Source organism: Streptomyces sp. NPDC006384, assembly GCF_042870695.1.
Classification (GTDB): Bacteria; Actinomycetota; Actinomycetes; order Streptomycetales; family Streptomycetaceae; genus Streptomyces.
Window position 1 is genome coordinate 18,464 of record NZ_JBIAHR010000002.1, and the last position, 21,692, is coordinate 40,155.

Sequence of the window (21,692 nt, forward strand, 5' to 3'; positions counted from 1 at the left end):
AGGACCTGAGGAAAGGTCCTGCGGGCGGGCTCAGGTCGTGTACTGGTGCAGCCCGGGGATGTGCAGGGTGCCGCCGAACTGGCCGGCCTGGACGACCGTCACCTTCGTGAAGTAGATGAGCGGGATGTCCAGCGGCGGCGGGTGCTCCGGGTCGAAGGTGACCGGGATCAGCCCGAGCAGGTTGCCCGAGATGCTCTCGGTGTACATGATCGTCTCGCCGTCGCGGATGGTGGACGTCGAGCCCTCGGCCGCCTGCACGTGGTAGGTCCTGCCGATCTGCTCGTCCTTCACCGTCTGGTGCAGGTCGCCGATGTCGGTGCCGCCGGAGACGACGTACTTCAGCACCTTCTTGGTGGAGCCGTCGGCGGTCCGCACCTGGACGACGCCCTTGTACGAGGCGCCCTTCAGCAGCAGCGAACTGGCGTTGAGCTGCCAGGGGTCGTCGGGCAGGAGCACCTTGTTGTCGACGCCGCCCTCCGCGTCCGTGGCGACCGGGCAGTCCTCCGGGTCCACGCCGGCGCTCTCGGAGGCGCTGGGGGTGGGACCGGGCGAGGCGGTGGCCTCCTCCTTCTCCTCCGCCTCCTCCTTCGCCTCCTTGGCGGCCTCCTCCGCCGCGCCGGCCGCCTTGTCCGCCGTGCCGCCGGTGCCCCCGGCCGTCTCCTCCGCCGCGTCGGCGGTGTCGCGTGCGGTGCCCTCCGCCGTGCCGGGGGTCTCGTCGGCCGCGTCCTTCACGGTGCCGGTTCCGCCGGACTCCGGTGCCGAGGGGGTGGGCGTGGGGCTCGGGGTCTCCTCGCCCTTCTCGCCGCCGGTGAAGATGCCTTCGACGGCGTCGCCGAGGTCCTTCAGTACGTTCCCGTCCCCGAGTACGTTCCGGTCCTCACCCGCGGACGGTGAGGGCGTGGTCCCGGCGGCGGGCGGCTTCTCCTCGCTCTGCGGGGCCGGGGGTGCGGCGGGGGCGTCCGCCGCCTTGCCGCCGGAACCTGAATCCGGCGAAGAGGCGGAATCCGCTTCCCCGGCCGTGTCCTCGGCCGTGTCCTTGCCGGCACCCTCGCCCGCGTCCCCGGAGGCGGAGGGGCTCGGCTCCTTCGTGCCGGCCTCGTCACCGGCCTCGTCACCGTCCGCCCCCTCGGTCGCCGAGGGCGACGACGTGGGTGACGGCGAGCCCTTCGCGGCGCCCTCGACGGCCGCCAGGCAGTCCTTGTACTCGTCGGCCGTCAGACTGTTCGACGGCGGTGCGGTGTCGTTGCCGTCGGCGAGGGCCAGCGTCGGCGTGAACCCCATCCCCATGAGGACCGCCGTGGGCATCGCCGCGAGGGCGATGGCCTTCCCGGCCGGCATGTGGAACCTGGTGAACAACGGCTTCTTGGGCGCCGCGTGACGCGGCCCGGTTCTCGCGCGGGACGCCTCCACGTCGGTCCCGCGGGTCACCTCGTCAGCCGGCACTGTGCCTCCCGTTCGCCCCGTTGGCCGGGCTCGTTCCTGACAGATCGTTCTTCCCGGGCGCCTCGTCGGCCGGGGAGGTACGCCCCTCCTCCGAGCCGTCCCTCGGCTGCGGCACCGTCGCGTCGGGCACCGGTGCGCCGGGGACCACGTCCTCGGGCGCGCCGCCCGTCCCCTCGTCCCGCGCCGGCGGCTCGGCCTGCGGCGGCTCGCCCGGCGCCCACGACACGGCCAGCGCCCCGCCGACGAGCGCGAGCAGGAAGCCGATCAGGAAACCGCCGAAATTGGCCACGGGGAGGGAGACCAGTGCCAGCAGGATCGCCGCCACGCCCGCGAAGACCCGGACGTGCTGCTGGAACCACAGGCTGATGCCCAGGACGACCAGCAGCACGCCGATGATCAGGGATCCGGCACCCGCGGTGGTGGCCATCGCCAGCGTCAGGTGGCCGATCTGGAGATTCGCGTACGGGAAGTAGGCGATGGGGAGGCCGCCGAGCGCGACGAACAGGCCGGCCCAGAACGGCCGCGTGCCTCGCCAGGCACGGAACTGCAGCCTCCGGCGGGTGAACTGGCCGGGTACGGCGGCAGGAGTCTCGGCGCTCATGGAAAACAGCTCCCTGGTACGGCTTTGCTGTGGTGTAGACATGGGCCGGGCGAAGAAGGCACGGCCGGAGAGTGGACGGGCGGGGGCGCCACCGGCTCCCCCGCCCGTCACGGGGTGCCTAGTAGCACTCCTTGACACCCTTGCTCAGCGACATCTTCAGTCCGCTGAGCTTGAAGGTTCCGGCGGTGGTCGCCCATGCCGTCTGCTTCACGTCGGTCAGCGTCACCGTCTCGGCCTGCTGGGCGAAGCCGAACGGGTTCGCCTTCTTCTGCGCGACCTCGGACTGCTTCATGCCCGGGCCCTTGTTGGCGTCCTTGGCGGCCACACCGATGTCGATGTTGCTGAACTCGGCGTCGGCCTGGAGCTCCTCGACGTCGATGTACAGGTTCTCCCCGTGCACCGGGGTCTTGCCGCCGCCGGCCTTCAGCATGAGGCTGACCGAGCCGACGAACGGCAGGCCGGGCGTGACCACGGACTGGCACATGTTCGTGATGTCCGCGGACTTGAACGCGGAGACGGCGACCGGGCGGTGGGTCTGCTCGCCCTTCAGCGTGTATCCCTCGTTGAGGGCGCCGTACTGGGAGAAGCCCTTGCCCTCGAGCCGGTCCGCCGTCACCTTGAACGACTGGCCGGAGACACTGAACGACGCGGCCAGCGCGCCCTGCGCCAGTGCGACGCCTATCGCCGCCGTGGCGGCCACGCTGGGCACCATGACCACGGCGAACCGCTTCCATCTGGTCCCGCCACGCACCTGGGACTCCATATTTCCTCCTTCTCGGACGTACATCTCCTGGCCTCGGCCCGCCCCCGGACCGGCGGCTCGGCCTGGCAGGGATGGGAGAAGTGCTACGTCCTCGGGAAGGAGAGCGCCCGCGCTCGGCGGCGCGCAGCACGCGCCCGAATCACCGGCGATCACTCCCGAGCGACAACCACTGGTCGCGCCTGACACACATCACGCACAACCCTGCTGGGCAGGCTTCGCCGGGTGGGCGAAGACCCCCCTGCCCAAGAGCCGGCGCCACTGCCGCCGGCTCTGCTCGGTGGGGACCCAGGGACCCCGTTCCCCGACTGGCTTCCGGGGTACGGGAACGGACCGAGCGTCGCCGATCGTGGTGCATTCTCGGCGTCGGCACAAGGGGGTTCGTTACTCACTGGTAACGGCCGGACAACCGGAGGACGGCGCACCGCCCCCGGGCGGCGACGCTGGGTGTGCCCTGACGGCAGAACAAAAACCCTGATCGCCGGACAGATCCCGACAGACCGACGCCCATGACTTACTGGAAGTAACAGCGACCGCGATTACCAAGATTTGGTAAAACGCGGCCTCACTGGCGTCTTGTCGACAGTCGCACCACACGGGTGTCACCCGGCCGGGCGGCCGGGTGACACCCGGTGGAAGGGCGGTTCGGGGCCGCCTCTAGAACAGGGCGCGGGCCAGTGCCCGGCGCGCCGCGGTCACCCGCGGGTCGTCGGCACCGACGACCTCGAACAGCTCCAGCAGCCGCAGCCGCACGGCGTCCCGGTCGTCGCCCGCCGTGCGGCGCACCGTGTCGATGAGCCGCCCGAAGGCGTCCTCCACATGACCGCCCACCAGATCCAGGTCGGCGGCGGCGATCTGCGCCTGCGCGTCGTCCGGCTTGTCGGCCGCCTCCTGGCGGACCCGCTGCGGGTCGGCGCCCTGCACGCGCTGGAGCAACTCCGCCTGGGCCAGGCCGAGTTTGGCCTCCGTGTTGCCCGGGTCGTCGCTGAGCACGTTCTTGTAGGCGCGGACGGCGCCGGCCAGGTCGCCCGCGTCCAGCGCCTGCACGGCGGCCTCCAGCGCCGCGTCGTGCGGCCCGGCCGGACGCTCGGGGGCGGCGGCGCGGTCCGCGCCCGGCTCCGCCTCCGGGTCGACGACGAGGCCGGTCAGACCGAAGCGCTGCTCGGCGACCTGCACCAGCTGGTCCAGGGTCTGACGGATCTGCGCCTCGCCGGCGGCGCCCTGGAAGAGCGGCAGCGCCTGCCCGGCCACGACCGCGAACACGGCCGGGATGCCCTGGACGCCGAACTGCTGCATCAGCATCTGGTTGGCGTCGACGTCGATCTTGGCGAGGAGGAAGCGCCCGTTGTACTCGACGGCGAGCCGCTCCAGGACGGGGCTCAGCTGCTTGCAGGGCTGGCACCACTCGGCCCAGAAGTCGATGACGACCGGGACCTCGGTGGACCGCTGCAGGACGTCGCTCTCGAAGCGGGCCTCGTCGACGTCGATGACGAGATCGGCCGGGGAGACGGCACCCGCCCCGCCGTTGCGGGCCGACTCGGCGCGCGCCTGCTCCGCCTTCGCCTTGGCCTCCTGGGCCGCCTTCACCGCGGCGAGGTCGACGACCCCGCTCATGGACATGTTCCGTGGCTGCATGGGTCTATCCTCCCCTGTACTGCGCGCGTGTGTGAAAAGCGGCAGGAAAGCCCGCCCCTGTATGTGCCGTTGGTGCTGCTTTGTCCGGCGCCGGGTCCCCACCCGCGCCTGTGGTCGTCGCTCGGGCACGGGCGCACCCATGCTTTCGCTACGGGTCGTAGCGTAATGGCATGACGGGCCGTCGGGGCGGTTCACCTCGGTGATCTGCCTCACCCACGCCCGTCCGTGACCCGCCGGTTAGGGTCGGAGGATGCAGAGCAGGACCCCCGCCGGCCGTGCCGGGCGCCCGCGCAGCGCCGCCGCGGACACCGCGATCCTGGCCGCGACCCGGGCGGCCCTGGTGGACCTGGGCTGGGCGAAGCTCACCCTGGGGGACGTCGCGGCACGGGCCGGGGTCGCCAAGACGACCCTCTACCGCCGTTGGCCGGGCAAGAACGAACTGGTCGTGGACGCGGTGGCGGAGCTCTTCGACGAACTGGAGCTGCCCGACCGCGGCTCGCTCGCCGACGACGTCGAGGGCGTGGTCCTCCAGTTCGCGGCGCTCCTGGCCCGTCCGGAGGCCAAAAGCGGCCTGATGGCGGTGGTCGCCGAGTCCACCCGGGACGAGGCACTGCGCGAGCGCATCCGCACGTCGATCGTCGAGCGCCAGAAGCGCCTGGTCCTGGAGGGCCGCGCCCGCGCCCAGGCACGCGGCGAACTGCCCGCGGAGCCCGGCCCGCAGGAGGCCGCCCGCACGGCGGACCTCATCTTCGACGTGGTGGCGGGCGCGGTGCTCCACCGCACCCTGGTCAGCGCGGAACCGGCCGACGGGGAGTGGGTGCGGAGCCTGACCCGGCTCCTGCTCCAGGGTCTGACCGCCCGGCCCCCCGCCCCGGCCGGCGGCGCCTAGAAACCCGCCGGCTCCGTGTACACCCCCCACTCCTCCCGCAGCACCCCGCAGATCTCCCCGAGCGTCGCCTCGGCGCGTACGGCGTCCAGCATCGGCTCGATCATGTTGGCACCGGAGCGGGCCGCGTCGAGCATGGCGTCCAGGGCGCCGCGCACCGCCGCGTCGTCGCGGGCGGCCCTGCGCTCGCCCAGCACTCGCACCTGCTCCCGCTCGACCTCGTGGCTGACCCGCAGGATCTCCAGGTCGCCGGTGACGGACCCGGTGTGCGCGTTGACGCCGACGACCTTCTTGTCGCCCTTCTCCAGCGCCTGCTGGTACCGGAAGGCGGACTCGGCGATCTCACCGGTGAACCACCCGTCCTCGATCCCGCGCAGGATGCCGGACGTCATCGGCCCGATCGGGTGCCGCCCGTCCGGGTGAGCCCGCAGTCCGCGCTCCTTGATCTGCTCGAAGATCTTCTCCGCGTCCGCCTCGATCCGGTCGGTCAGCTGCTCGACGAACCAGGAACCGCCCAGCGGGTCGGCCACGTTGGCGACGCCGGTCTCCTCCATCAGCACCTGCTGGGTCCGCAGCGCGATCTCGGCGGCCTGCTCGCTGGGCAGGGCGAGGGTCTCGTCCAGGGCGTTGGTGTGCAGCGAGTTGGTCCCGCCGAGCACGGCGGCCAGCGCCTCCACCGCCGTACGCACCACGTTGTTGTACGGCTGCTGCGCGGTCAGCGAGACGCCGGCGGTCTGCGTGTGGAAGCGCAGCCACTGCGCCTTCTCGCTGCGCGCTCCGTACACGTCCCGCATCCAGCGGGCCCAGATCCGGCGCGCCGCGCGGAACTTGGCGATCTCCTCGAAGAAGTCGACGTGCGCGTCGAAGAAGAAGGACAGCCCCGGCGCGAACACGTCCACGTCCAGCCCGCGGCTGAGCCCCAGCTCCACGTACCCGAAGCCGTCCGCCAGCGTGTACGCCAGCTCCTGCGCGGCCGTCGCCCCGGCCTCGCGGATGTGGTAGCCGGAGACGGAGAGCGGCTTGTAGGCGGGGATGCCGGCCGCGCAGTACTCCATGAGGTCGCCGATCAGGCGCAGGTGCGGCTCGGGCTGGAAGAGCCACTCCTTCTGGGCGATGTACTCCTTGAAGATGTCCGTCTGGAGCGTGCCGTTGAGCACGGACGCGTCGACGCCCTGCCGTTCGGCGGCGACGAGGTACATGCAGAACACGGGCACGGCGGGCCCGCTGATCGTCATGGAGGTCGTCACGTCCCCGAGCGGGATGTCCTTGAACAGCACCTCCATGTCGGCGGCCGAGTCGACGGCCACCCCGCAGTGCCCGACCTCGCCCAGCGAGCGCGGGTCGTCGGAGTCGCGGCCCATCAGCGTCGGCATGTCGAAGGCGACGGAGAGCCCCCCGCCGCCGTTGCGGAGGATCATCTTGTACCGCTCGTTGGTCTGCTCCGCGTTCCCGAAGCCGGCGAACTGCCGGATGGTCCACGTCCGCCCCCGGTAGCCGGTCGGGTACAGGCCGCGGGTGAAGGGGAACTCCCCCGGCCAGCCGATCCGCTCGAAGCCCTCGTACCTGTCCCCGTCCCGGGGCCCGTACACCGGCTCCACCGGATCCCCGGAGAGCGTGGTGAAGTCCGCGTCGCGCTTGCGCGCGGCGTCGTACCGGGCCTGCCACCGGCGGCGGCCTTCCTCTACGGCGTCAGCGTCCATACCCCCGAATTTACTAGGACGTCCAAGTAAATGTCGATGGGAAACCGCCGTACGGGTTCCGTACGGCGGTGGGGTCAGGCCTTGGCGGCGGCCGGCTCGGCCCCGGCGACCTTGGCGTCCAGCTCCTGGCTGATCTTCCGCTCCACGAAGAAGGCGGCCGTCGGGACGGTCCCCGCGAGCAGCACCCACAGCTGCTTCTTGACGGGCCACTTCGCCTTGGCGCCCAGGTCGAAGGCGACGACGAGGTAGACGACGTACAGCCAGCCGTGCGCGATGCTGACGACACGGGTGAAGTCGGCGGCACCGTCCATGTCCAGCACGTACTTGGCGATCATGCCGAGGCACAGCAGGACCAGCAGCACGCCGGTGATGTAGGCCATGGCGCGGTAGCGGGTCAGCACGCTCTTTTTCATGCCTACGAGCGTAACCACCCGTTTCGGGCGATCTTCCGGCGGCCCCGCCGACGGGGTCAGTCCTCCCGGAAGTCCCCCGCCGCCACCCGCAGGGGCCTGAGCATCGCGAAGATCTCGGCGCACTCCTCGGCGTCGTACGCGCCGAGACCGAAGTCCATGGCCATGAGGTCGCGGGTGGCCGACTCGACGACCTCGCGGCCCTTGTCGGTGATGGTGGCGAGGGTGCCGCGGCCGTCGTTCGGGTTGGGGCGCTTGTCGACCAGGCCGGAGCGGACCAGGCGGTCGACGGTGTTCGTCACGGAGGTGGGGTGCACCATCAGCCGCTCGCCGATCTTGGACATCGGCAGCTCGCCCGACTTGGAGAAGGTGAGCAGCACCAGCGCCTCGTAGCGCGCGAACGTCAGCCCGTAGGGCTTGACCACCGCGTCGACCTCGGCCAGCAGGATCTGGTGCGCGCGCATGATCGAGGTGATCGCCGCCATGGACGGCACGCTTCCCCAGCGCTGCTTCCAGAGCTCGTCGGCGCGGGCGATGGGATCGAAGGAGAGGCTGAGGGGCTTCGGCACGGCACCAGACCTTACCGGCCGGTCATATGCCGGTCAGCCCCGTCCCACCCTTCGATACCCACGGTCCCCGCCGGGCACGTCATCCGGCGAGGTGGCGCTCCACCGTCTCGACCTTGGCGGTGAGGCCGTCCGTCACGCCGGGGCGGATGTCCGCCTTGAGGACCAGGGACACGCGCGGCGCCCGTGCCTCGACGGCGGCGACGGCGCGCCGGACGACGTCCATGACCTCGTCCCACTCGCCCTCCACGGAGGTGAACATCGCGTCGGTGCGGTTCGGCAGCCCCGACTCGCGGACCACCCGGACCGCGTCGGCCACGTACTCCCCGACGTCCTCGCCGACGCCCAGCGGCGTCACGGAGAAGGCGACGATCATGCGCCCACGACCCCTTCCTGGCGGGCACGGGAGGCGATGACCGCGTCCTCGGCCTCGCGCTTGAGCCTGCGCTCGGCGAAGAAGCCGCCGGTCGGCAGGACCGAGAGGACGAAGTAGACGGCGGCGGTCTTCAGCGGCCACTTGGTGCGGTTCCACGCGTCCGCCCAGAAGATCACGTAGAGGACGAAGAGGACGCCGTGGATCATGCCCATCACCGGCACCGCGTTGAAGTCGGTGGTCCGCTTCAGGACGGAGCAGACCAGCAGCAGGAGGAACGAGATCGCCTCGGGGCCCGAGACCAGGCGGAGGCGGCGGAGGGCGGTGGCGGTCTTGATGTCCACGGGTCACCTTCGGTGGGAGAGGGATCGGCTGAGGGATCGGTCGCTGAACAGGCGGTTTGTGAACACACTCACAAGCGCTCGTCCATTGTGGCAAACGCGCGCCACGCCCGGGCCGGGGGGTCGGGGAGGCGGCCCGGTCCCCCGGGACGCCGGGGCCGGGACCCCAGGGGGCCTGTCGGCGGACCCGGCCGGCGGCTACCTTCGCTTGCGTGGCGATGTTCCGACTTCAGGGCAGCAAGGTGCTCGCCGTCGACCTGACCGGGGACGCCGTGAAGGCGAAGAACGGCTCGATGGTCGCGTACGACGGACAGATGGCCTTCAAGAAGCTGAGCGGCGGCGGTGAGGGGATCCGGGGCATGGTGACCCGGCGGCTCACCGGCGAGCAGATGACGGTGATGGAGGTGAGAGGGCAGGGGACCTGCTGGTTCGCGGACCGGGCCTCGGAGATCACCCTGGTGGCACTGCACGGCGACAAGCTGTTCGTCGAGGCCGGCAACTTCCTGGCGGCCGACGCCGGGCTGCGCACGGGGACCGATTTCACGGGGGCGCGGGGCGCCTCGCAGGGCAACGGGCTGTTCACCACGACGATCGAGGGGCACGGGCAGGCGGCGATCATGTCGGACGGTCCGGCGGTGGTGCTGCGGGTCAGCGCGCAGCACCCGCTGACCGTCGACCCGGGGGCGTACGTCGCGCACCAGGGGAACCTGCGGCAGTCCTTCCAGTCGGGCGTGACCTTCCGCACCCTGTTCGGGGAGGGCGGCGGGGAGGCCTTCCAGATCCGCTTCGAGGGCGACGGGCTGGTGTACGTGCAGCCGAGCGAGCGGAACACGATCGCGGGGGACGTCTGACATGGCCTTCCAGGAAGTCAACTCCAAGATGGTGCGGGCGGCCGTCGCCCCCGGGCAGCGGCTGTTCAGTCAGCGCGGCGCGATGCTCGCGTACCAGGGCGAGGTGTCCTTCACCCCGAACCTGCGCGGCGGCCAGGGCGGCGTGATGTCGATGATCGGCCGCCGGGTGGCGAACGAGGACACCCCGCTGATGACCGTGGAGGGCAGCGGCACGGTGTTCTTCGGGCACGGCGGCCATCACGTGCAGGTCATCCACCTCTCCGGCGACACCCTGTACGTCGAGGCGGACCGCCTCCTCGCCTTCGAGGGCACCCTGGAGCAGGGCACGGTGTTCCTGGGCGCGCAGGGCGGGGTCATGGGCATGGTGCGCGGGCAGGTCAGCGGCCAGGGGCTGTTCACCACGACACTCAGGGGCCACGGCTCGGTGGCCGTGATGGCCCACGGGGGCGTCTTCGAGCTCCCCGTCACCCCGCAGCGCCCGGTGCACGTCGACCCGCAGGCCTACGTCGCCCACCACGGCGACCTGCGCAACCGGCTGTCCACGGCGCTGGGCTGGCGGGACATGGTGGGCCGCGGCTCCGGCGAGGCGTTCCAGCTGGAGCTCAGCGGCAGCGGCACGGTGTACGTCCAGGCGTCCGAGGAGAAGCTTTGAGCGCGGTCCACCACGACCCGGCGACGCTGCCGGCCGACGACAACGTCAACGCGTACACCTTCTGCGTGGAGCTGAAGGGGAGCCAGTGGTTCCTGCAGAAGGGGAAGATGATCGCCTACTACGGGACGATCGGGTTCAACGGGATCGGGCACGGGCGGCTGGACCGGCTGGTGCGCACGTCCTTCCATTCGCCGCTGCACGCGAGCGACTGGGTGGTCGCCGAGGGCTCGGGCAAGATGCTCCTCGCCGACCGGGCCTTCGACGTGAACTCGTACGACCTCGAGAACGGCAATCTGACCATCCGCTCGGGCAACCTGCTCGCTTTTCAGCCAAGTCTCGCTCTGAAGCAGTCGATCGTGCCGGGCTTTCTGACACTGATCGGAACCGGGAAGTTCGTGGCCGCGTCGAACGGTCCGGTGGTGTTCGTGGAACCCCCGATCAGGGTGGACCCGCAGGCCCTGGTCGGCTGGGCCGACTGCCCCTCGCCCTGCCATCACTACGACCACGGGTACATGACCGGTCTGCTGGGCGGTCTCCGTGCGATGACGGGTCTGGGCGGCGCCTCCGGGGAGGAGCACCAGTTCGAGTTCACGGGGGCGGGGACGGTGCTGCTGCAGTCGAGCGAGACGCTGATGGCGGAGCAGGCCACGGGGACCCCGCCGCCGCAGGCGGGAGTGCCCGGCGGCGGCACGCCGGGAGCGCGGGGAGGACACCCGGGCGTACCGGGGCTTCCCGGACAGCTGGGGGATCTCCAGCGGCGCTTCGGACTGTGAGCGGTAACCTGCGGAGGGTGACGTCGAACGCGTGCGCGCCGTCGCGCCGCCACCGTCGCACCCTCACCGGAAACCCTTCACTAGTTCATTTTTCAACATTTTAGGTAGACTTCTTCCATGGAGACCGAGACGGCCACCCGCTGGCTGAGCGAGACGGAACAGGGCGCCTGGCGCACCCACCTGGAGGTCAACAGACTGCTGACCTACCAGCTCGAGAAGGACCTGCAGCCGTTCGGCCTGACGATCAACGACTACGAGATCCTGGTGAACCTCTCCGAGTCCGAGGACGACCGGATGCGGATGAGCGATCTCGCCTCCGCCACCATGCAGTCCAAGAGCCGCCTCTCCCACCAGATCACCCGGATGGAGAAGGCGAACCTGGTCCGGCGGGAGAACTGCGAGTCCGACCGCCGCGGTCTCTACGCCGTCCTCACCGAGCACGGCCGGAAGACGATGCGGAGGGTCGCGCCGCACCACGTGGCGTCCGTGCGCCGGCACTTCATCGACCTGCTGGCCCCCGAGGCCCTGGCGGAGCTCGACAAGGCGCTCAGGCCCATCGCGGACCACCTGCGCGCCCAGCGGGGCCGCCCCTGATCCCGGCAGGTCCCCCGACGCCTCCTAGACGGCCGGCAGACGGAGTTCGAACAGGGCTCCGCCCGTCGGCGCGTCGCGGACCGTGAGCGTGCCGCCGTGCCGCACGGCGACGTCGCGGGCGATGGCGAGCCCGAGACCGGCCCCGCCGTCGTCGCGGCTGCGGGCGGCGTCCAGCCGTACGAACCGTTCGAAGATCCGCTCCCGGTCCGCCGCCGGCACGCCCTCCCCGTCGTCGGCCACCGCGACCACGGCCGTACCGCCGTCCCGGCGCACGGACACCTCCACCGCCGAGCGGGCGTGCCGGCGGGCGTTGTCCAGCAGGTTGGCCAGCACCCGCCCCAGCTGTCCGCGCGAACCGGCGACCGTCACGCCGTCCTCGGCCCGCACGCTCACCCCGTCCCGGCCCCCGGCCTCCTCCCGCGCGAGCGCCGCGAGGTCGACCCTCGCGTCCGCGGGCCGCTCCCCCGCGTCCAGCCTGGCCAGCAGCAGCAGGTCGGCGGCGAGCCGCTGCAGCCGTACGGTGTCCTCCACCGCGCCGTCCAGGTCCAGCAGTCCGGGGTGGGCGGCGGCCACCTCCAGCTGGGTGCGCAGCGAGGCGATGGGGCTGCGCAGCTCGTGCGAGGCGTCGGCGACGAAACGCCGCTGCCGCTCCACCGAGGCCTCCAGCGCGGCCAGCGTCTCGTTGGTGGTCGAGGCGAGCCGGGCGATCTCGTCGTGGGTGTCCGGCACGGGCACCCGACGGGCGAGGTCCTCGCTGGCGGTGATCGCGGCCATCTCCCGGCGGATGCCCTCCACCGGGCGCAGCGCGCGCCCGGTGACCAGCCAGGTCACCCAGCCGACGACCGCGAGCAGCGCCGGGAAGCCGATCAGCATGACGGTCAGCGCGGTGTCGACGGCGCCGTGCTCGGCGGACAGCGGGGCACCGGCCCAGACGGTGAGCTGGTCCCCGTCCCGGGTCTCCACGGGTACGGCGGCGAACCGGTAGTCCTCCGTGTCCCCGTCGATCGTCGCCGTGCCGTCGCTGATGGTGATCCGCTCGCCGATCTCGCCGGGTTCGAGGGAATCGCCGGAGCCGTCGTCCTCGTCGTCGCCGTTCCGGGGGGCTGTCGGCACCGGTTCCACCGCGTCGACGCCCGTTCCGCTGATCCGCTCCAGGTCCTCGCCGGCGGCGACCAGCCTGCCGTCCTCGTCGACGACCTGCACCGGCCGGTCGTCCACGTCCAGGGACAGGTCGCGGTACGGCGTCCCGACGGCGAGTTCGGCGGCGACCTCCCGTGCGGAGCGCTCCGCCTGGGTGCCCGCCTCGCCGAGCAGGTTGGAGCGCAGGGACAGCAGGACGGCGGTGCCGGCCGCGAAGAGGGCGACGGCGACCACGAGGGTGGCGCCGAGCGTGGCGCGGGCACGGACCGACCCGAGGAGGCGGCTCATCGCTCGGACTCCAGGCGGTAGCCGGCGCCGCGCACGGTGCCGATGAGGCCGGGGCGCAGCTTGCGGCGCAGGGCGCTGACGTACACCTCGACGATGTTGGGGTCGCCGTCGTAGGCGAAGTCCCAGACGTGCTCCAGGATCTCGGCCTTGGACACGACCTGCCCGGCCCGCACCACGAGTTCCTCCAGGACGGCGAACTCCTTGGCGGTGAGGGCGACCTCGCTCTCGCCGAGGAACACCCGGCGGGCGGCGGTGTCGACCTTCAGGTCCCCGTGGACGTGCACCGGCGAGGCGCCGGCGCCCCGCGCCCGCCGCCGCAGCAGGGCCCTCACGCGGGCTACCAGGACGACGTAGGAGAAGGGTTTGGTGAGGTAGTCGTCGGCGCCCGTGTCCAGGCCCTCCGCCTCGTCGTACTCGCCGTCCTTGGCGGTGAGCATGAGGATCGGCATGTCGTGCCCGGCGGCGCGCAGGGCGGCGCAGACCCGGTAACCGTTGAGGCCGGGCAGCATGATGTCGAGGACGACGAGGTCGTACGTGCCCTCGGACGCCCGGTGCAGGCCCTCCCGTCCGTCGTGGACGACGTCCACGGCGTAGCCCTCGGCGGTCAGTCCCCTGGCGAGCGACAGGGCGAGGCGCTTCTCGTCCTCCACGATCAACAGACGCATGCGGCAAGGGTCGCAAAAGCATCCTGAAGATCCCTTCAGGCGGCTTCAGGCTGCCCTCAGCGTCGGCCGGTGACAGTGGGGACCGTCGGAACGGAACGACACGGAACGACAACGACCAACGTTCCCGGGAGGAACCCGCATGAAGCGCAACATCGTGATCGCCGCCGTCACCGCCGCCGCACTGCTCGGAGGCGGCACGGCGACGGCCCTGGCCACCACGGGGGACGACGACCCGGACACGGGCACGTCCCGGCAGGCGGACGACGCCCGCGCGGTCCCGGTGAAGGTGTCGGCGGCCGACGCCATCGCCTCCGCCCTGCGGGAGGCGCCGGGCACCGCCGTCTCCGCCGAACTGGACGGCGACGACGGTGACGACGGCGACGACCCGGACGAGCGCACGGCCTGGGAGGTCGACGTCCTCGCCGGCGACGGCACCTGGCACAGCGTCCGGATCGACCCGGGCACCGGCAAGGTCCTCGGCTCGGAGACGGACGACGAGGACGACACCGCCGAGGTGCGGGCCGCGCTGAAGGGCACCTCCGTGGACGCCGCCGAGGCCGCGAAGGCCGCGGCCGGCCACGGCACCGTGACCTCCGTGGAACTGGACGAGGACGGCCACTACGGCGACGGGAAGCCCGCCTGGGAGGCCGAGACCCGTTCCTCCTCCGGCGAGGACGGGCAGGACTGGCGGATCGACGCGAAGACCGGCAAGGTCACGGCCGACCCGCATCACCCGGACGGACCGGCCGACGCCGACGGCTCGGACGACGCCGACGACTCGAACGGCTCCGGCTCGGACGACGACTGAGCGGCCGCGCCCTCCTCCCCCGCCGGCCGGGCGTCAGCCCTTCGTCAGCCCCGTCACCAGCTCGTCCGCGGCGCGGTACGGGTCCAGTTCGCCCGCCACGATGCGCTCCGCGAGGGCGCCCAGGCGCCGGTCGCCGTGGAGGTCGCCGATGCGTTCGCGCAGGGTGGTGACGGCGATCGTCTCCACCTCGCGGGCGGCGCGGGCCCGGCGGCGCTCGGCCAGCACGTCCCGCTCCTCCATCCAGGCGCGGTGCTTCTCCAGCGCCTCGACGACCTCGTCGACGCCCTCGCCGCGCGCGGCGACCGTCTTGACGATGGGCGGGCGCCAGTCGCCGGGGCCGCGGGCCTCGCCGAGGCCCAGCATGTGGTTCAGCTCGCGGGCGGTGGCGTCCGCGCCGTCGCGGTCGGCCTTGTTGACGACGTAGACGTCGCCGATCTCCAGGATCCCGGCCTTGGCGGCCTGGATGCCGTCGCCCATGCCGGGGGCGAGGAGGACGACGGAGGTGTCGGCCTGCGAGGCGATCTCCACCTCGGACTGGCCGACGCCGACGGTCTCCACGAGGATCACGTCGCAGCCCGCCGCGTCCAGCACCCGGATGGCCTGCGGCGCGGCCCAGGCGAGGCCGCCGAGGTGGCCGCGGGTGGCCATGGAGCGGATGTAGACGCCGGGGTCGGAGGCGTGCTCCGACATGCGGACCCGGTCGCCGAGCAGGGCACCGCCGGAGAACGGGGAGGACGGGTCGACGGCCAGGACACCGACCCGCCTGCCCTGCTTGCGGTACGCCGTGACCAGCGCCGAGGTGGACGTCGACTTGCCGACGCCCGGTGAGCCCGTCAGGCCCACCACGTACGCGCCCCCGGTGAGCGGCGCGAGGGCCGCCATGACCTCCCTGAGCTGCGGGGACGCCCCCTCCACCAGGGAGATCAACCGGGCCACGGCCCGCGGCCGGCCTTCCCTGGCCTGGGCGACCAGCGAGGAGACGTCCTGCATCACAACTCCGTTCCGGGTAGCGCGTACGTGTGGGGAAGAGGGTGTCAGGCCCTGGGCACCCGGAGGATCAGCGCGTCGCCCTGGCCGCCGCCGCCGCACAGCGCCGCCGCGCCGATGCCGCCGCCGCGCCGCTTCAGCTCCAGCGCCAGGTGCAGGACGATCCGGGCACCGGACATGCCGATGGGGTGGCCCAGGGCGATGGCGCCGCCGTTGACATTCACCTTTTCGGTGGACACGCCGAGGTCCTTCATGGACTGCACGGCGACCGCCGCGAAGGCTTCGTTGATCTCGATCAGGTCGAGATCACCGACCTCCAGGCCCTCCTTCTTCAGGGCGTGCCGGATGGCGTTGGACGGCTGCGACTGCAAAGAGTTGTCGGGTCCCGCCACGTTGCCGTGGGCGCCGATCTCGGCGATCCACTCCAGGCCGAGCTCCTCGGCCTTGGCCCTGCTCATGACGACCACGGCCGCCGCCCCGTCGGAGATCTGCGAGGAGGAACCCGCGGTGATCGTGCCGTCCTTGGCGAAGGCCGGGCGCAGCCTGCCCAGCGACTCGGCGGTGGTGTCGCCGCGGATGCCCTCGTCCTTGCTGAACAGCGCCGGTTCGCCCTTGCGCTGCGGAATCTCGACCGGGGTGATCTCGGCCTCGAAGACGCCGTTCTTCTGGGCGGCGGCGGCGCGCTGGTGGGACAGGGCGGCGATCTCGTCCTGGGCCTCGCGGCCGATGCCGAGGCGGGTGTTGTGCTTCTCCGTCGACTCGCCCATGGCGATGTTCTCGAAGGCGTCGGTCAGGCCGTCGTGGGCCATGGCGTCGAGCATCTGGACCGCGCCGTACTTGTAGCCCTCGCGGGACTTCGGCAGCAGATGCGGGGCGTTGGTCATGGACTCCTGACCGCCGGCCACGACCACGTCGAATTCGCCGGCGCGAATCAGCTGGTCTGCGAGGGCGATGGCGTCGAGGCCGGAGAGGCACACCTTGTTGACGGTGAGCGCGGGGACGTTCATGGGGATGCCGGCCTTGACCGCGGCCTGGCGGGCCGGGATCTGGCCGGCGCCGGCCTGGAGCACCTGCCCCATGATCACGTACTGGACCTGGTCCCCGCCGATCCCCGCGCGGTCCAGGGCGGCCTTGATCGCGAAGCCGCCGAGGTCGGCCCCGGAGAAGGACTTCAGCGAGCCGAGCAGCCGCCCCATCGGGGTGCGGGCACCCGCGACGATGACGGAGGTCGTGCCGTTCGTTCCAGAAGTTGCGGAAGACATGAGCTGCGATCCCCTTTTCCGGCCCGCACAGGCCGAGGAGTGAACGAGGGTTTACCCGAATGTACTGAGCGGTATCCCGCCCGTCACCGTGCTGCCGGTGTGATCGCCCGCACGTTGCGCAACCCTCCGGGGAGCGCTGCACTGAATCCATGCTGACGCGAATCGACCACATCGGAATCGCCTGCCACGATCTCGACGCGACCGTCGAGTTCTACCGTGCCACCTACGGCTTCGAGGTGTTCCACACCGAGGTCAACGAGGAGCAGGGCGTGCGCGAGGCCATGCTCAAGATCAACGATACGTCGGACGGCGGTGCCTCGTACCTCCAGCTGCTGGAACCGACCCGGGAGGACTCCGCGGTCGGCAAGTGGCTGGCGAAGAACGGGGAGGGCGTGCACCACATCGCGTTCGGCACGGCGGACGTCGACGCGGACGCCGCGGACATCCGGGGCAAGGGCGTACGCGTGCTGTACGACGAGCCGCGGCGCGGTTCCATGGGGTCGCGGATCACCTTCCTGCACCCCAAGGACTGCCACGGCGTACTGACGGAACTGGTCACTTCCGCGCCCGTCGAGGCACCTGAGCACTGACCCTCGTACAAAGGGGCCGGTAGGGTTGGGTGCGGTCGCCGCTCAACCAGGGTGACCCGGTCCTGTCGCCGTCGGTGCCGGGACCGCCGGGGTCCGTGTTCCGGGGGCGGGCGACGGGGCGGCAGCCCGTGCTCCGCCGTCGATCTGACACCATTCCCCCGGGGGCCCCGTCCGGTGGACGGACGGAGCCCGTTCTAAGGGATTTGCGACCAGGGGACGGATGGGACCGCGCAGTGCGGGGCTACGAGAGCCAGGAGCGAGAGCCGGCGGCTGACGTCGACCACCTCTCTCGGTTCGAGGCCGAGATGAAGCGGCTGAGGACCGAGCGGGAAAAGGCGATCCAGCACGCCGAGGACCTCGGCTACCAGGTCGAGGTGCTGCGCGCCAAGCTGCACGAGGCGCGGCGCACCATCATGTCCCGGCCCGCCTTCGACGGCGGCGACATCGGGTACCAGGCCGAGCAGTTGCTGCGCAACGCGCAGATGCAGGCCGACCAGCTGCGCGCGGACGCCGAACGCGAGCTGAGCCAGGCCCGCGCGCAGACCCAGCGCATCCTCCAGGAGCACGCCGAGCAGGCCGCCCGGCTCCAGGCCGAGCTCCACCAGGAGGCGGTGACCCGGCGTCAGCAGCTCGACCAGGAGCTGGCCGAGCGCCGGCAGACCGTCGAGTCGCACGTCAACGAGAACGTGGCGTGGGCGGAGCAGCTGCGCGCCCGCACCGAGCAGCAGGCCCGCCGGCTGCTCGACGAGTCCCGCGCCGAGGCCGAGCAGGCCCTGGCCGCGGCCCGCGCGGAGGCCGAACGGCTGACCTCCGAGGCCCGGCAGCGGCTGCGGAACGACGCCGAGACCGCGCGCGCCGAGGCCGAGCAGATCCTGCGCCGCGCCCGCGCCGACGCCGAACGGCTGCTGAACGCCGCCTCCACGCAGGCCCAGGAGGCCGCCGACCACGCCGAGCAGCTGCGCAGCTCCACGGCGAGCGAGGCGGAGACCGCGCGCCGGCAGGCCCAGGAGCTGAGCCGGACCGCCGAACAGCGCATGAACGAGGCCGAGGAGGCGCTGCGCAAGGCGCAGGCCGAGGCGGAGAAGCTGGTCGCCGAGGCCAGGGAGGCCGCGGCCAAGGCCCTCGCCGGCGCCGAGTCGGCCAACGAGCAGCGCACCCGCACCGCCAAGGAGCAGGTCGCCCGGCTGGTCAGCGAGGCCACCAAGGACGCGGAGGCCACCAGGGCCGAGGCCGAGCAGCTGGTCGCGGACGCCCGCGCCGAGGCCGAGAAGATCGTCGCCGAGGCCGCCGAGAGGGCCCGTACGGTCACCGCCGAGGAGTCGGCCACCCAGCTGTCCAAGGCCGCCAGGACCGCCGAGGAGGTGCTGAACAAGGCGTCCGAGGAGGCCAAGCGGACCACGAGGGCCGCCGTCGAGGAGGCCGAGCGGATCCGCGGCGAGGCCGAGGCGGAGGCCGACCGGCTGCGGGCCGAGGCGCACGACATCGCCGAGCAGCTCAAGGGCGCGGCGAAGGACGACACCGAGGAGTACCGCGCCAAGACGGTCGAGCTGCAGGAGGAGGCGCGCCGGCTGCGCGGCGAGGCCGAGCAGCTGCGCGCCGACGCGGTCGCCGAGGGCGAGAAGATCCGCGCCGAGGCCCGCAAGGAGGCCGTGGCGCAGATCGAGGAGGCGGCGAAGACCGCCGAGGAACTGCTCGCCAAGGCCAAGGCGGACGCCGAGGAGCTGCGGCAGAGTGCCACCGCCGACAGCGAGAAGGTCCGCACCGAGGCGATCGAGCGGGCGACGACGCTGCGCCGGCAGGCCGAGGAGACGCTGGAGCGCACCCGCGCGGAGGCCGAACGGCACCGCGCGGAGGCCGCCGAACGCGTCGAGGAGCTCCAGGCGGAGGCCGAGCGCGCCGCCCGTGAGCTGCGCGAGGAGGCCGAGCGTGCCGTCGAGGCCCGGCAGGCGGAGGCCGCCGAGGAGCTGTCGCGGCTGCACGCCGAGGCGGAGGAGCGCCAAAGCGCCGCCGAGCAGGCGCTGACCGAGGCCCGCGCGGAGGGCGAGCGGATCCGCCGCGAGGCCGCCGAGGAGAGCGAGCGGCTGCGCGCCGAGGCCGCGGAGCGGATCCGTACGCTCCGGCAGCAGGCCGAGACGGAGGCCGAGCGGCTGCGCACCGAGGCCGCCGCCGACGCCTCCGCGTCCCGTGCGGAGGGCGAGGCCGTCGCCGTACGCCTGCGGTCGGAGGCCGCGAGCGAGGCGGAGCGGCTGAAGTCGGAGGCGCAGGAGAGCGCGGACCGGATGCGGGCGGAGGCGCAGGCCGCCGCCGAGCGCATCGCCGCGGAGGCGTCCGAGACGCTGGCCGCCGCGCAGGAGGAGGCCGCCCGGCGCCGCCGCGAGGCCGAGGAGCTGCTGGGCGCCGCCCGGCAGGAGGCCGGCCAGGAGCGCGAGCGGGCCCGCGAGCAGAGCGAGGAACTGCTGGCCTCGGCGCGCAAGCGCGTGGAGGAGGCGCAGGCCGAGGCGGTCCGGCTGGTCGAGGAGGCCGACCGGCGCGCCACCGAGACGGTGTCGGCCGCCGAGCAGCACGCGCAGCAGGTGCGGGAGTCGGTCGCCGGGCTGCACGAGCAGGCCCAGGAGGAGATCACCGGGCTGCGCAGCGCCGCCGAGCACGCGGCGGAGCGCACCCGGCGCGAGGCCGAGGAGGAGGCGGACCGGGTCCGCGCCGACGCCTACGCGGAGCGGGAGCGGGCGAGCGAGGACGCGGGCCGGCTGCGCCGGGAGGCGCAGGAGGAGGCGGAGGCCGCCAAGGCGCTGGCCGAGCGGACGATGTCCGAGGCGATGTCGGAGGCCGAGCGGATCCGCGCGGACGTCGCCGAGCACGCCCAGCGGGTGCGTACGGAGGCCTCGGACACGATCGCCGAGGCGGAGCAGAGCGCGGCGCGCACCCGTGCGGACGCCCGCGAGGACGCCAACCGCATCCGGTCCGACGCGGCGACGCAGGCGGACACCCTGATCACCGAGGCGCGCGCCGAGGCGGAGCGGCTCACCACCGAGACCGCGGCCGAGACCGACCGGATCCGTACGGAGACGGCCGCGGAGGCGGAGCGCGTGCGCACCGAGGCGGCGGCGGAGGCCGACCGGGTCACCACGGCCGCCCTCGAGGAGGCCGAGCGGCTGCGCACGGAGTCGGCCGCCGAGGCCGAGCGGGTACGGACCGAGGTCGGCGCCCAGGCGGAGCTGTTGCTGTCGGAGGCCACCGCGGAGGCGGAGCGGCTGCGGGCCGAGGCCGCCGAGACGGTCGGCTCGGCGCAGCAGCACGCGGAGCGGATCCGCACCGAGGCGGAGCGCGTGCGCGCCGAGGCGGCGGCGGAGGCCGAGCGGGTCACCGCGGCCGCCCGCGAGGAGGCCGAGCGCACCCTGGACGAGGCCCGCAAGGAGGCCAACAAGCGGCGTTCGGAGGCGGCCGAGCAGGTCGACACGCTCCTCGCGAAGACCACCGCCGAGGCCGACAAGCTGCTCGCCGAGGCCCGGCAGCAGGCGCAGAAGGCCACGGCGGACGCCGAGTCGCAGGCCGACACGATGGTCGGCGCGGCCCGCGCGGAGGCCGACCGGATCGTCGCCGAGGCGACGATCGAGGGCAACACCCGGGTGGAGAAGGCCCGTACGGACGCGGACGAGCTGCTGGTCGGCGCCCGCCGGGACGCGACGGCCATAAGGGAGCGCGCGGAGGAGCTGCGCGAGCGCCTCACCTCGGAGATCGAGGAGCTGCACGAGCGGGCCCGCCGTGAGGCCGCCGAGACGATGAAGTCGGCCGGCGACCGCTGCGACGCGCTCGTCAAGGCCGCCGAGGAGCAGCTCGCCAAGGCCGAGGCGAAGGCCAAGGAGCTGGTGTCGGAGGCCAACTCCGAGGCCGGCAAGGTGCGCATCGCGGCCGTCAAGAAGGCCGAGGGCCTGCTGAAGGAGGCCGAGCAGAAGAAGGCCAGGCTGGTCAAGGAGGCCGAGGAGCTCAAGGCCGAGGCGGTCCGGGAGGCCCGGCGCACGGTCGAGGAGGGCAAGCGCGAGCTGGAGATCCTGGTGCGGCGCCGCGAGGACATCAACGCCGAGATCTCCCGGGTGCAGGACGTGCTGGAGGCGCTGGAGTCCTTCGAGGCGCCGGCGGGCGGCAAGGACAGCGGGGTCAAGGCCGGGGCGACCATCGGGGCGCCCCGTTCGGGTGGCAAGTCGTCGGACGGCTAGCGCCGGAGGGGTGTTTCCGTGTGTCCTGGAAGGCTCTGCCACGGCTCCTGGTTGGCCTTGTCCCGGACTTTGGCAAGCCATCCGCGGGTCAGCCACTCAAAAGAGGTGTCATTCTCCGGATCAAACACGCATCCGCTCGATGACACACCGCAT

General features: G+C 72.5%; 21 protein-coding genes. 8 read left to right on the forward strand and 13 right to left on the reverse strand.

Annotated elements, in window-relative coordinates:
- Positions 1-30: 30 nt before the first annotated feature.
- The 4 genes from ACFYOJ_RS02110 to ACFYOJ_RS02125 form a co-directional block, all read right to left on the reverse strand.
- Positions 31-1,443, reverse strand: a complete 1,413-nt coding sequence (locus ACFYOJ_RS02110) for a hypothetical protein (protein ID WP_356550175.1) — start codon at positions 1,441-1,443, stop codon at positions 31-33.
- Positions 1,433-2,044, reverse strand: a complete 612-nt coding sequence (locus ACFYOJ_RS02115; RefSeq protein WP_356550176.1) for a DUF6114 domain-containing protein — start codon at positions 2,042-2,044, stop codon at positions 1,433-1,435. Before ACFYOJ_RS02115 ends, ACFYOJ_RS02110 begins: the two co-directional genes overlap by 11 nt.
- 118 nt (positions 2,045-2,162) lie before the next feature.
- Positions 2,163-2,807, reverse strand: coding sequence for a DUF6230 family protein (locus ACFYOJ_RS02120; protein WP_356550178.1), 645 nt, complete (start codon positions 2,805-2,807; stop codon positions 2,163-2,165).
- Between the two features lie 654 nt (positions 2,808-3,461).
- Complete coding sequence (locus ACFYOJ_RS02125; RefSeq protein WP_356550179.1) at positions 3,462-4,439, reverse strand: tetratricopeptide repeat protein; 978 nt, start codon at positions 4,437-4,439, stop codon at positions 3,462-3,464.
- Between the two features lie 250 nt (positions 4,440-4,689).
- Between ACFYOJ_RS02125 and ACFYOJ_RS02130 the strand changes: the two genes are divergently transcribed.
- Positions 4,690-5,328, forward strand: coding sequence for a TetR/AcrR family transcriptional regulator (locus ACFYOJ_RS02130; protein ID WP_356550181.1), 639 nt, complete (start codon positions 4,690-4,692; stop codon positions 5,326-5,328).
- Here the strand turns inward: ACFYOJ_RS02130 and ACFYOJ_RS02135 are convergent.
- The 5 genes from ACFYOJ_RS02135 to ACFYOJ_RS02155 all read right to left on the reverse strand — a co-directional run bounded on the left by ACFYOJ_RS02135 (position 5,325) and on the right by ACFYOJ_RS02155 (position 8,718).
- A complete protein-coding gene (locus ACFYOJ_RS02135; protein WP_356550182.1) occupies positions 5,325-7,025 on the reverse strand; it encodes a methylmalonyl-CoA mutase family protein in 1,701 nt (566 codons plus the stop codon). The genes ACFYOJ_RS02130 and ACFYOJ_RS02135 overlap by 4 nt on opposite strands.
- Before the next feature lie 74 nt (positions 7,026-7,099).
- Positions 7,100-7,438 carry a DUF3817 domain-containing protein gene (locus ACFYOJ_RS02140; RefSeq protein ID WP_356550183.1) on the reverse strand — a complete coding sequence of 113 codons (339 nt, stop codon included), beginning with the start codon at positions 7,436-7,438 and terminating at the stop codon, positions 7,100-7,102.
- Positions 7,439-7,494: 56 nt separating this feature from the next.
- A complete protein-coding gene (locus ACFYOJ_RS02145) occupies positions 7,495-8,004 on the reverse strand; it encodes a MarR family transcriptional regulator (protein ID WP_356550184.1) in 510 nt (169 codons plus the stop codon).
- 79 nt (positions 8,005-8,083) lie between these two features.
- The gene (locus ACFYOJ_RS02150; RefSeq protein WP_143626819.1) at positions 8,084-8,377 is read right to left on the reverse strand and encodes an MTH1187 family thiamine-binding protein; all 294 of its coding nucleotides are present in this window, start codon (positions 8,375-8,377) and stop codon (positions 8,084-8,086) included.
- Positions 8,374-8,718 carry a DUF3817 domain-containing protein gene (locus tag ACFYOJ_RS02155; RefSeq protein WP_356550186.1) on the reverse strand — a complete coding sequence of 115 codons (345 nt, stop codon included), beginning with the start codon at positions 8,716-8,718 and terminating at the stop codon, positions 8,374-8,376. Before ACFYOJ_RS02155 ends, ACFYOJ_RS02150 begins: the two co-directional genes overlap by 4 nt.
- A gap of 215 nt (positions 8,719-8,933) precedes the next feature.
- Between ACFYOJ_RS02155 and ACFYOJ_RS02160 the strand changes: the two genes are divergently transcribed.
- The 4 genes from ACFYOJ_RS02160 to ACFYOJ_RS02175 all read left to right on the forward strand — a co-directional run bounded on the left by ACFYOJ_RS02160 (position 8,934) and on the right by ACFYOJ_RS02175 (position 11,585).
- A complete protein-coding gene (locus ACFYOJ_RS02160; RefSeq protein ID WP_356550805.1) occupies positions 8,934-9,566 on the forward strand; it encodes an AIM24 family protein in 633 nt (210 codons plus the stop codon).
- 1 nt (position 9,567) lies between these two features.
- Complete coding sequence (locus ACFYOJ_RS02165) at positions 9,568-10,218, forward strand: AIM24 family protein (protein ID WP_356550187.1); 651 nt, start codon at positions 9,568-9,570, stop codon at positions 10,216-10,218.
- Positions 10,215-10,991 carry an AIM24 family protein gene (locus ACFYOJ_RS02170; RefSeq protein ID WP_356550188.1) on the forward strand — a complete coding sequence of 259 codons (777 nt, stop codon included), beginning with the start codon at positions 10,215-10,217 and terminating at the stop codon, positions 10,989-10,991. Before ACFYOJ_RS02165 ends, ACFYOJ_RS02170 begins: the two co-directional genes overlap by 4 nt.
- Positions 10,992-11,108: 117 nt before the next feature.
- Entirely contained in the window at positions 11,109-11,585 is a 477-nt protein-coding gene (locus ACFYOJ_RS02175; RefSeq protein ID WP_356550189.1) for a MarR family transcriptional regulator, read from the forward strand.
- Between the two features lie 24 nt (positions 11,586-11,609).
- Here the strand turns inward: ACFYOJ_RS02175 and ACFYOJ_RS02180 are convergent, their stop codons facing one another.
- Together ACFYOJ_RS02180 and ACFYOJ_RS02185 are read right to left on the reverse strand one after the other, a co-directional pair.
- Positions 11,610-13,013, reverse strand: a complete 1,404-nt coding sequence (locus tag ACFYOJ_RS02180) for a HAMP domain-containing sensor histidine kinase (RefSeq protein WP_356550190.1) — start codon at positions 13,011-13,013, stop codon at positions 11,610-11,612.
- Positions 13,010-13,678 (reverse strand): response regulator transcription factor, encoded by a 669-nt coding sequence (locus tag ACFYOJ_RS02185; protein WP_356550191.1) that lies wholly within the window; start codon positions 13,676-13,678, stop codon positions 13,010-13,012. The genes ACFYOJ_RS02180 and ACFYOJ_RS02185 overlap by 4 nt, the downstream gene beginning before the upstream one ends.
- A 139-nt stretch (positions 13,679-13,817) precedes the next feature.
- Here ACFYOJ_RS02185 and ACFYOJ_RS02190 point away from each other — a divergent pair, with 139 nt between their 5' ends.
- A complete protein-coding gene (locus tag ACFYOJ_RS02190) occupies positions 13,818-14,486 on the forward strand; it encodes a PepSY domain-containing protein (protein WP_356550192.1) in 669 nt (222 codons plus the stop codon).
- 33 nt (positions 14,487-14,519) lie between these two features.
- Here the strand turns inward: ACFYOJ_RS02190 and meaB are convergent, their stop codons facing one another.
- The gene (gene meaB / locus ACFYOJ_RS02195; RefSeq protein WP_356550194.1) at positions 14,520-15,476 is read right to left on the reverse strand and encodes a methylmalonyl Co-A mutase-associated GTPase MeaB; all 957 of its coding nucleotides are present in this window, start codon (positions 15,474-15,476) and stop codon (positions 14,520-14,522) included.
- Between the two features lie 44 nt (positions 15,477-15,520).
- Entirely contained in the window at positions 15,521-16,735 is a 1,215-nt protein-coding gene (locus ACFYOJ_RS02200; protein WP_356550196.1) for an acetyl-CoA C-acetyltransferase, read from the reverse strand.
- 149 nt (positions 16,736-16,884) lie between these two features.
- Here ACFYOJ_RS02200 and mce point away from each other — a divergent pair, with 149 nt between their 5' ends.
- Positions 16,885-17,325, forward strand: a complete 441-nt coding sequence (gene mce, locus ACFYOJ_RS02205; protein ID WP_356550197.1) for a methylmalonyl-CoA epimerase — start codon at positions 16,885-16,887, stop codon at positions 17,323-17,325.
- Between the two features lie 233 nt (positions 17,326-17,558).
- On the forward strand, positions 17,559-21,539 hold the full coding sequence (gene scy, locus ACFYOJ_RS02210; RefSeq protein WP_356550199.1) for a polarized growth protein Scy: 3,981 nt from the start codon (positions 17,559-17,561) through the stop codon (positions 21,537-21,539).
- Positions 21,540-21,692 lie beyond the last annotated feature (153 nt).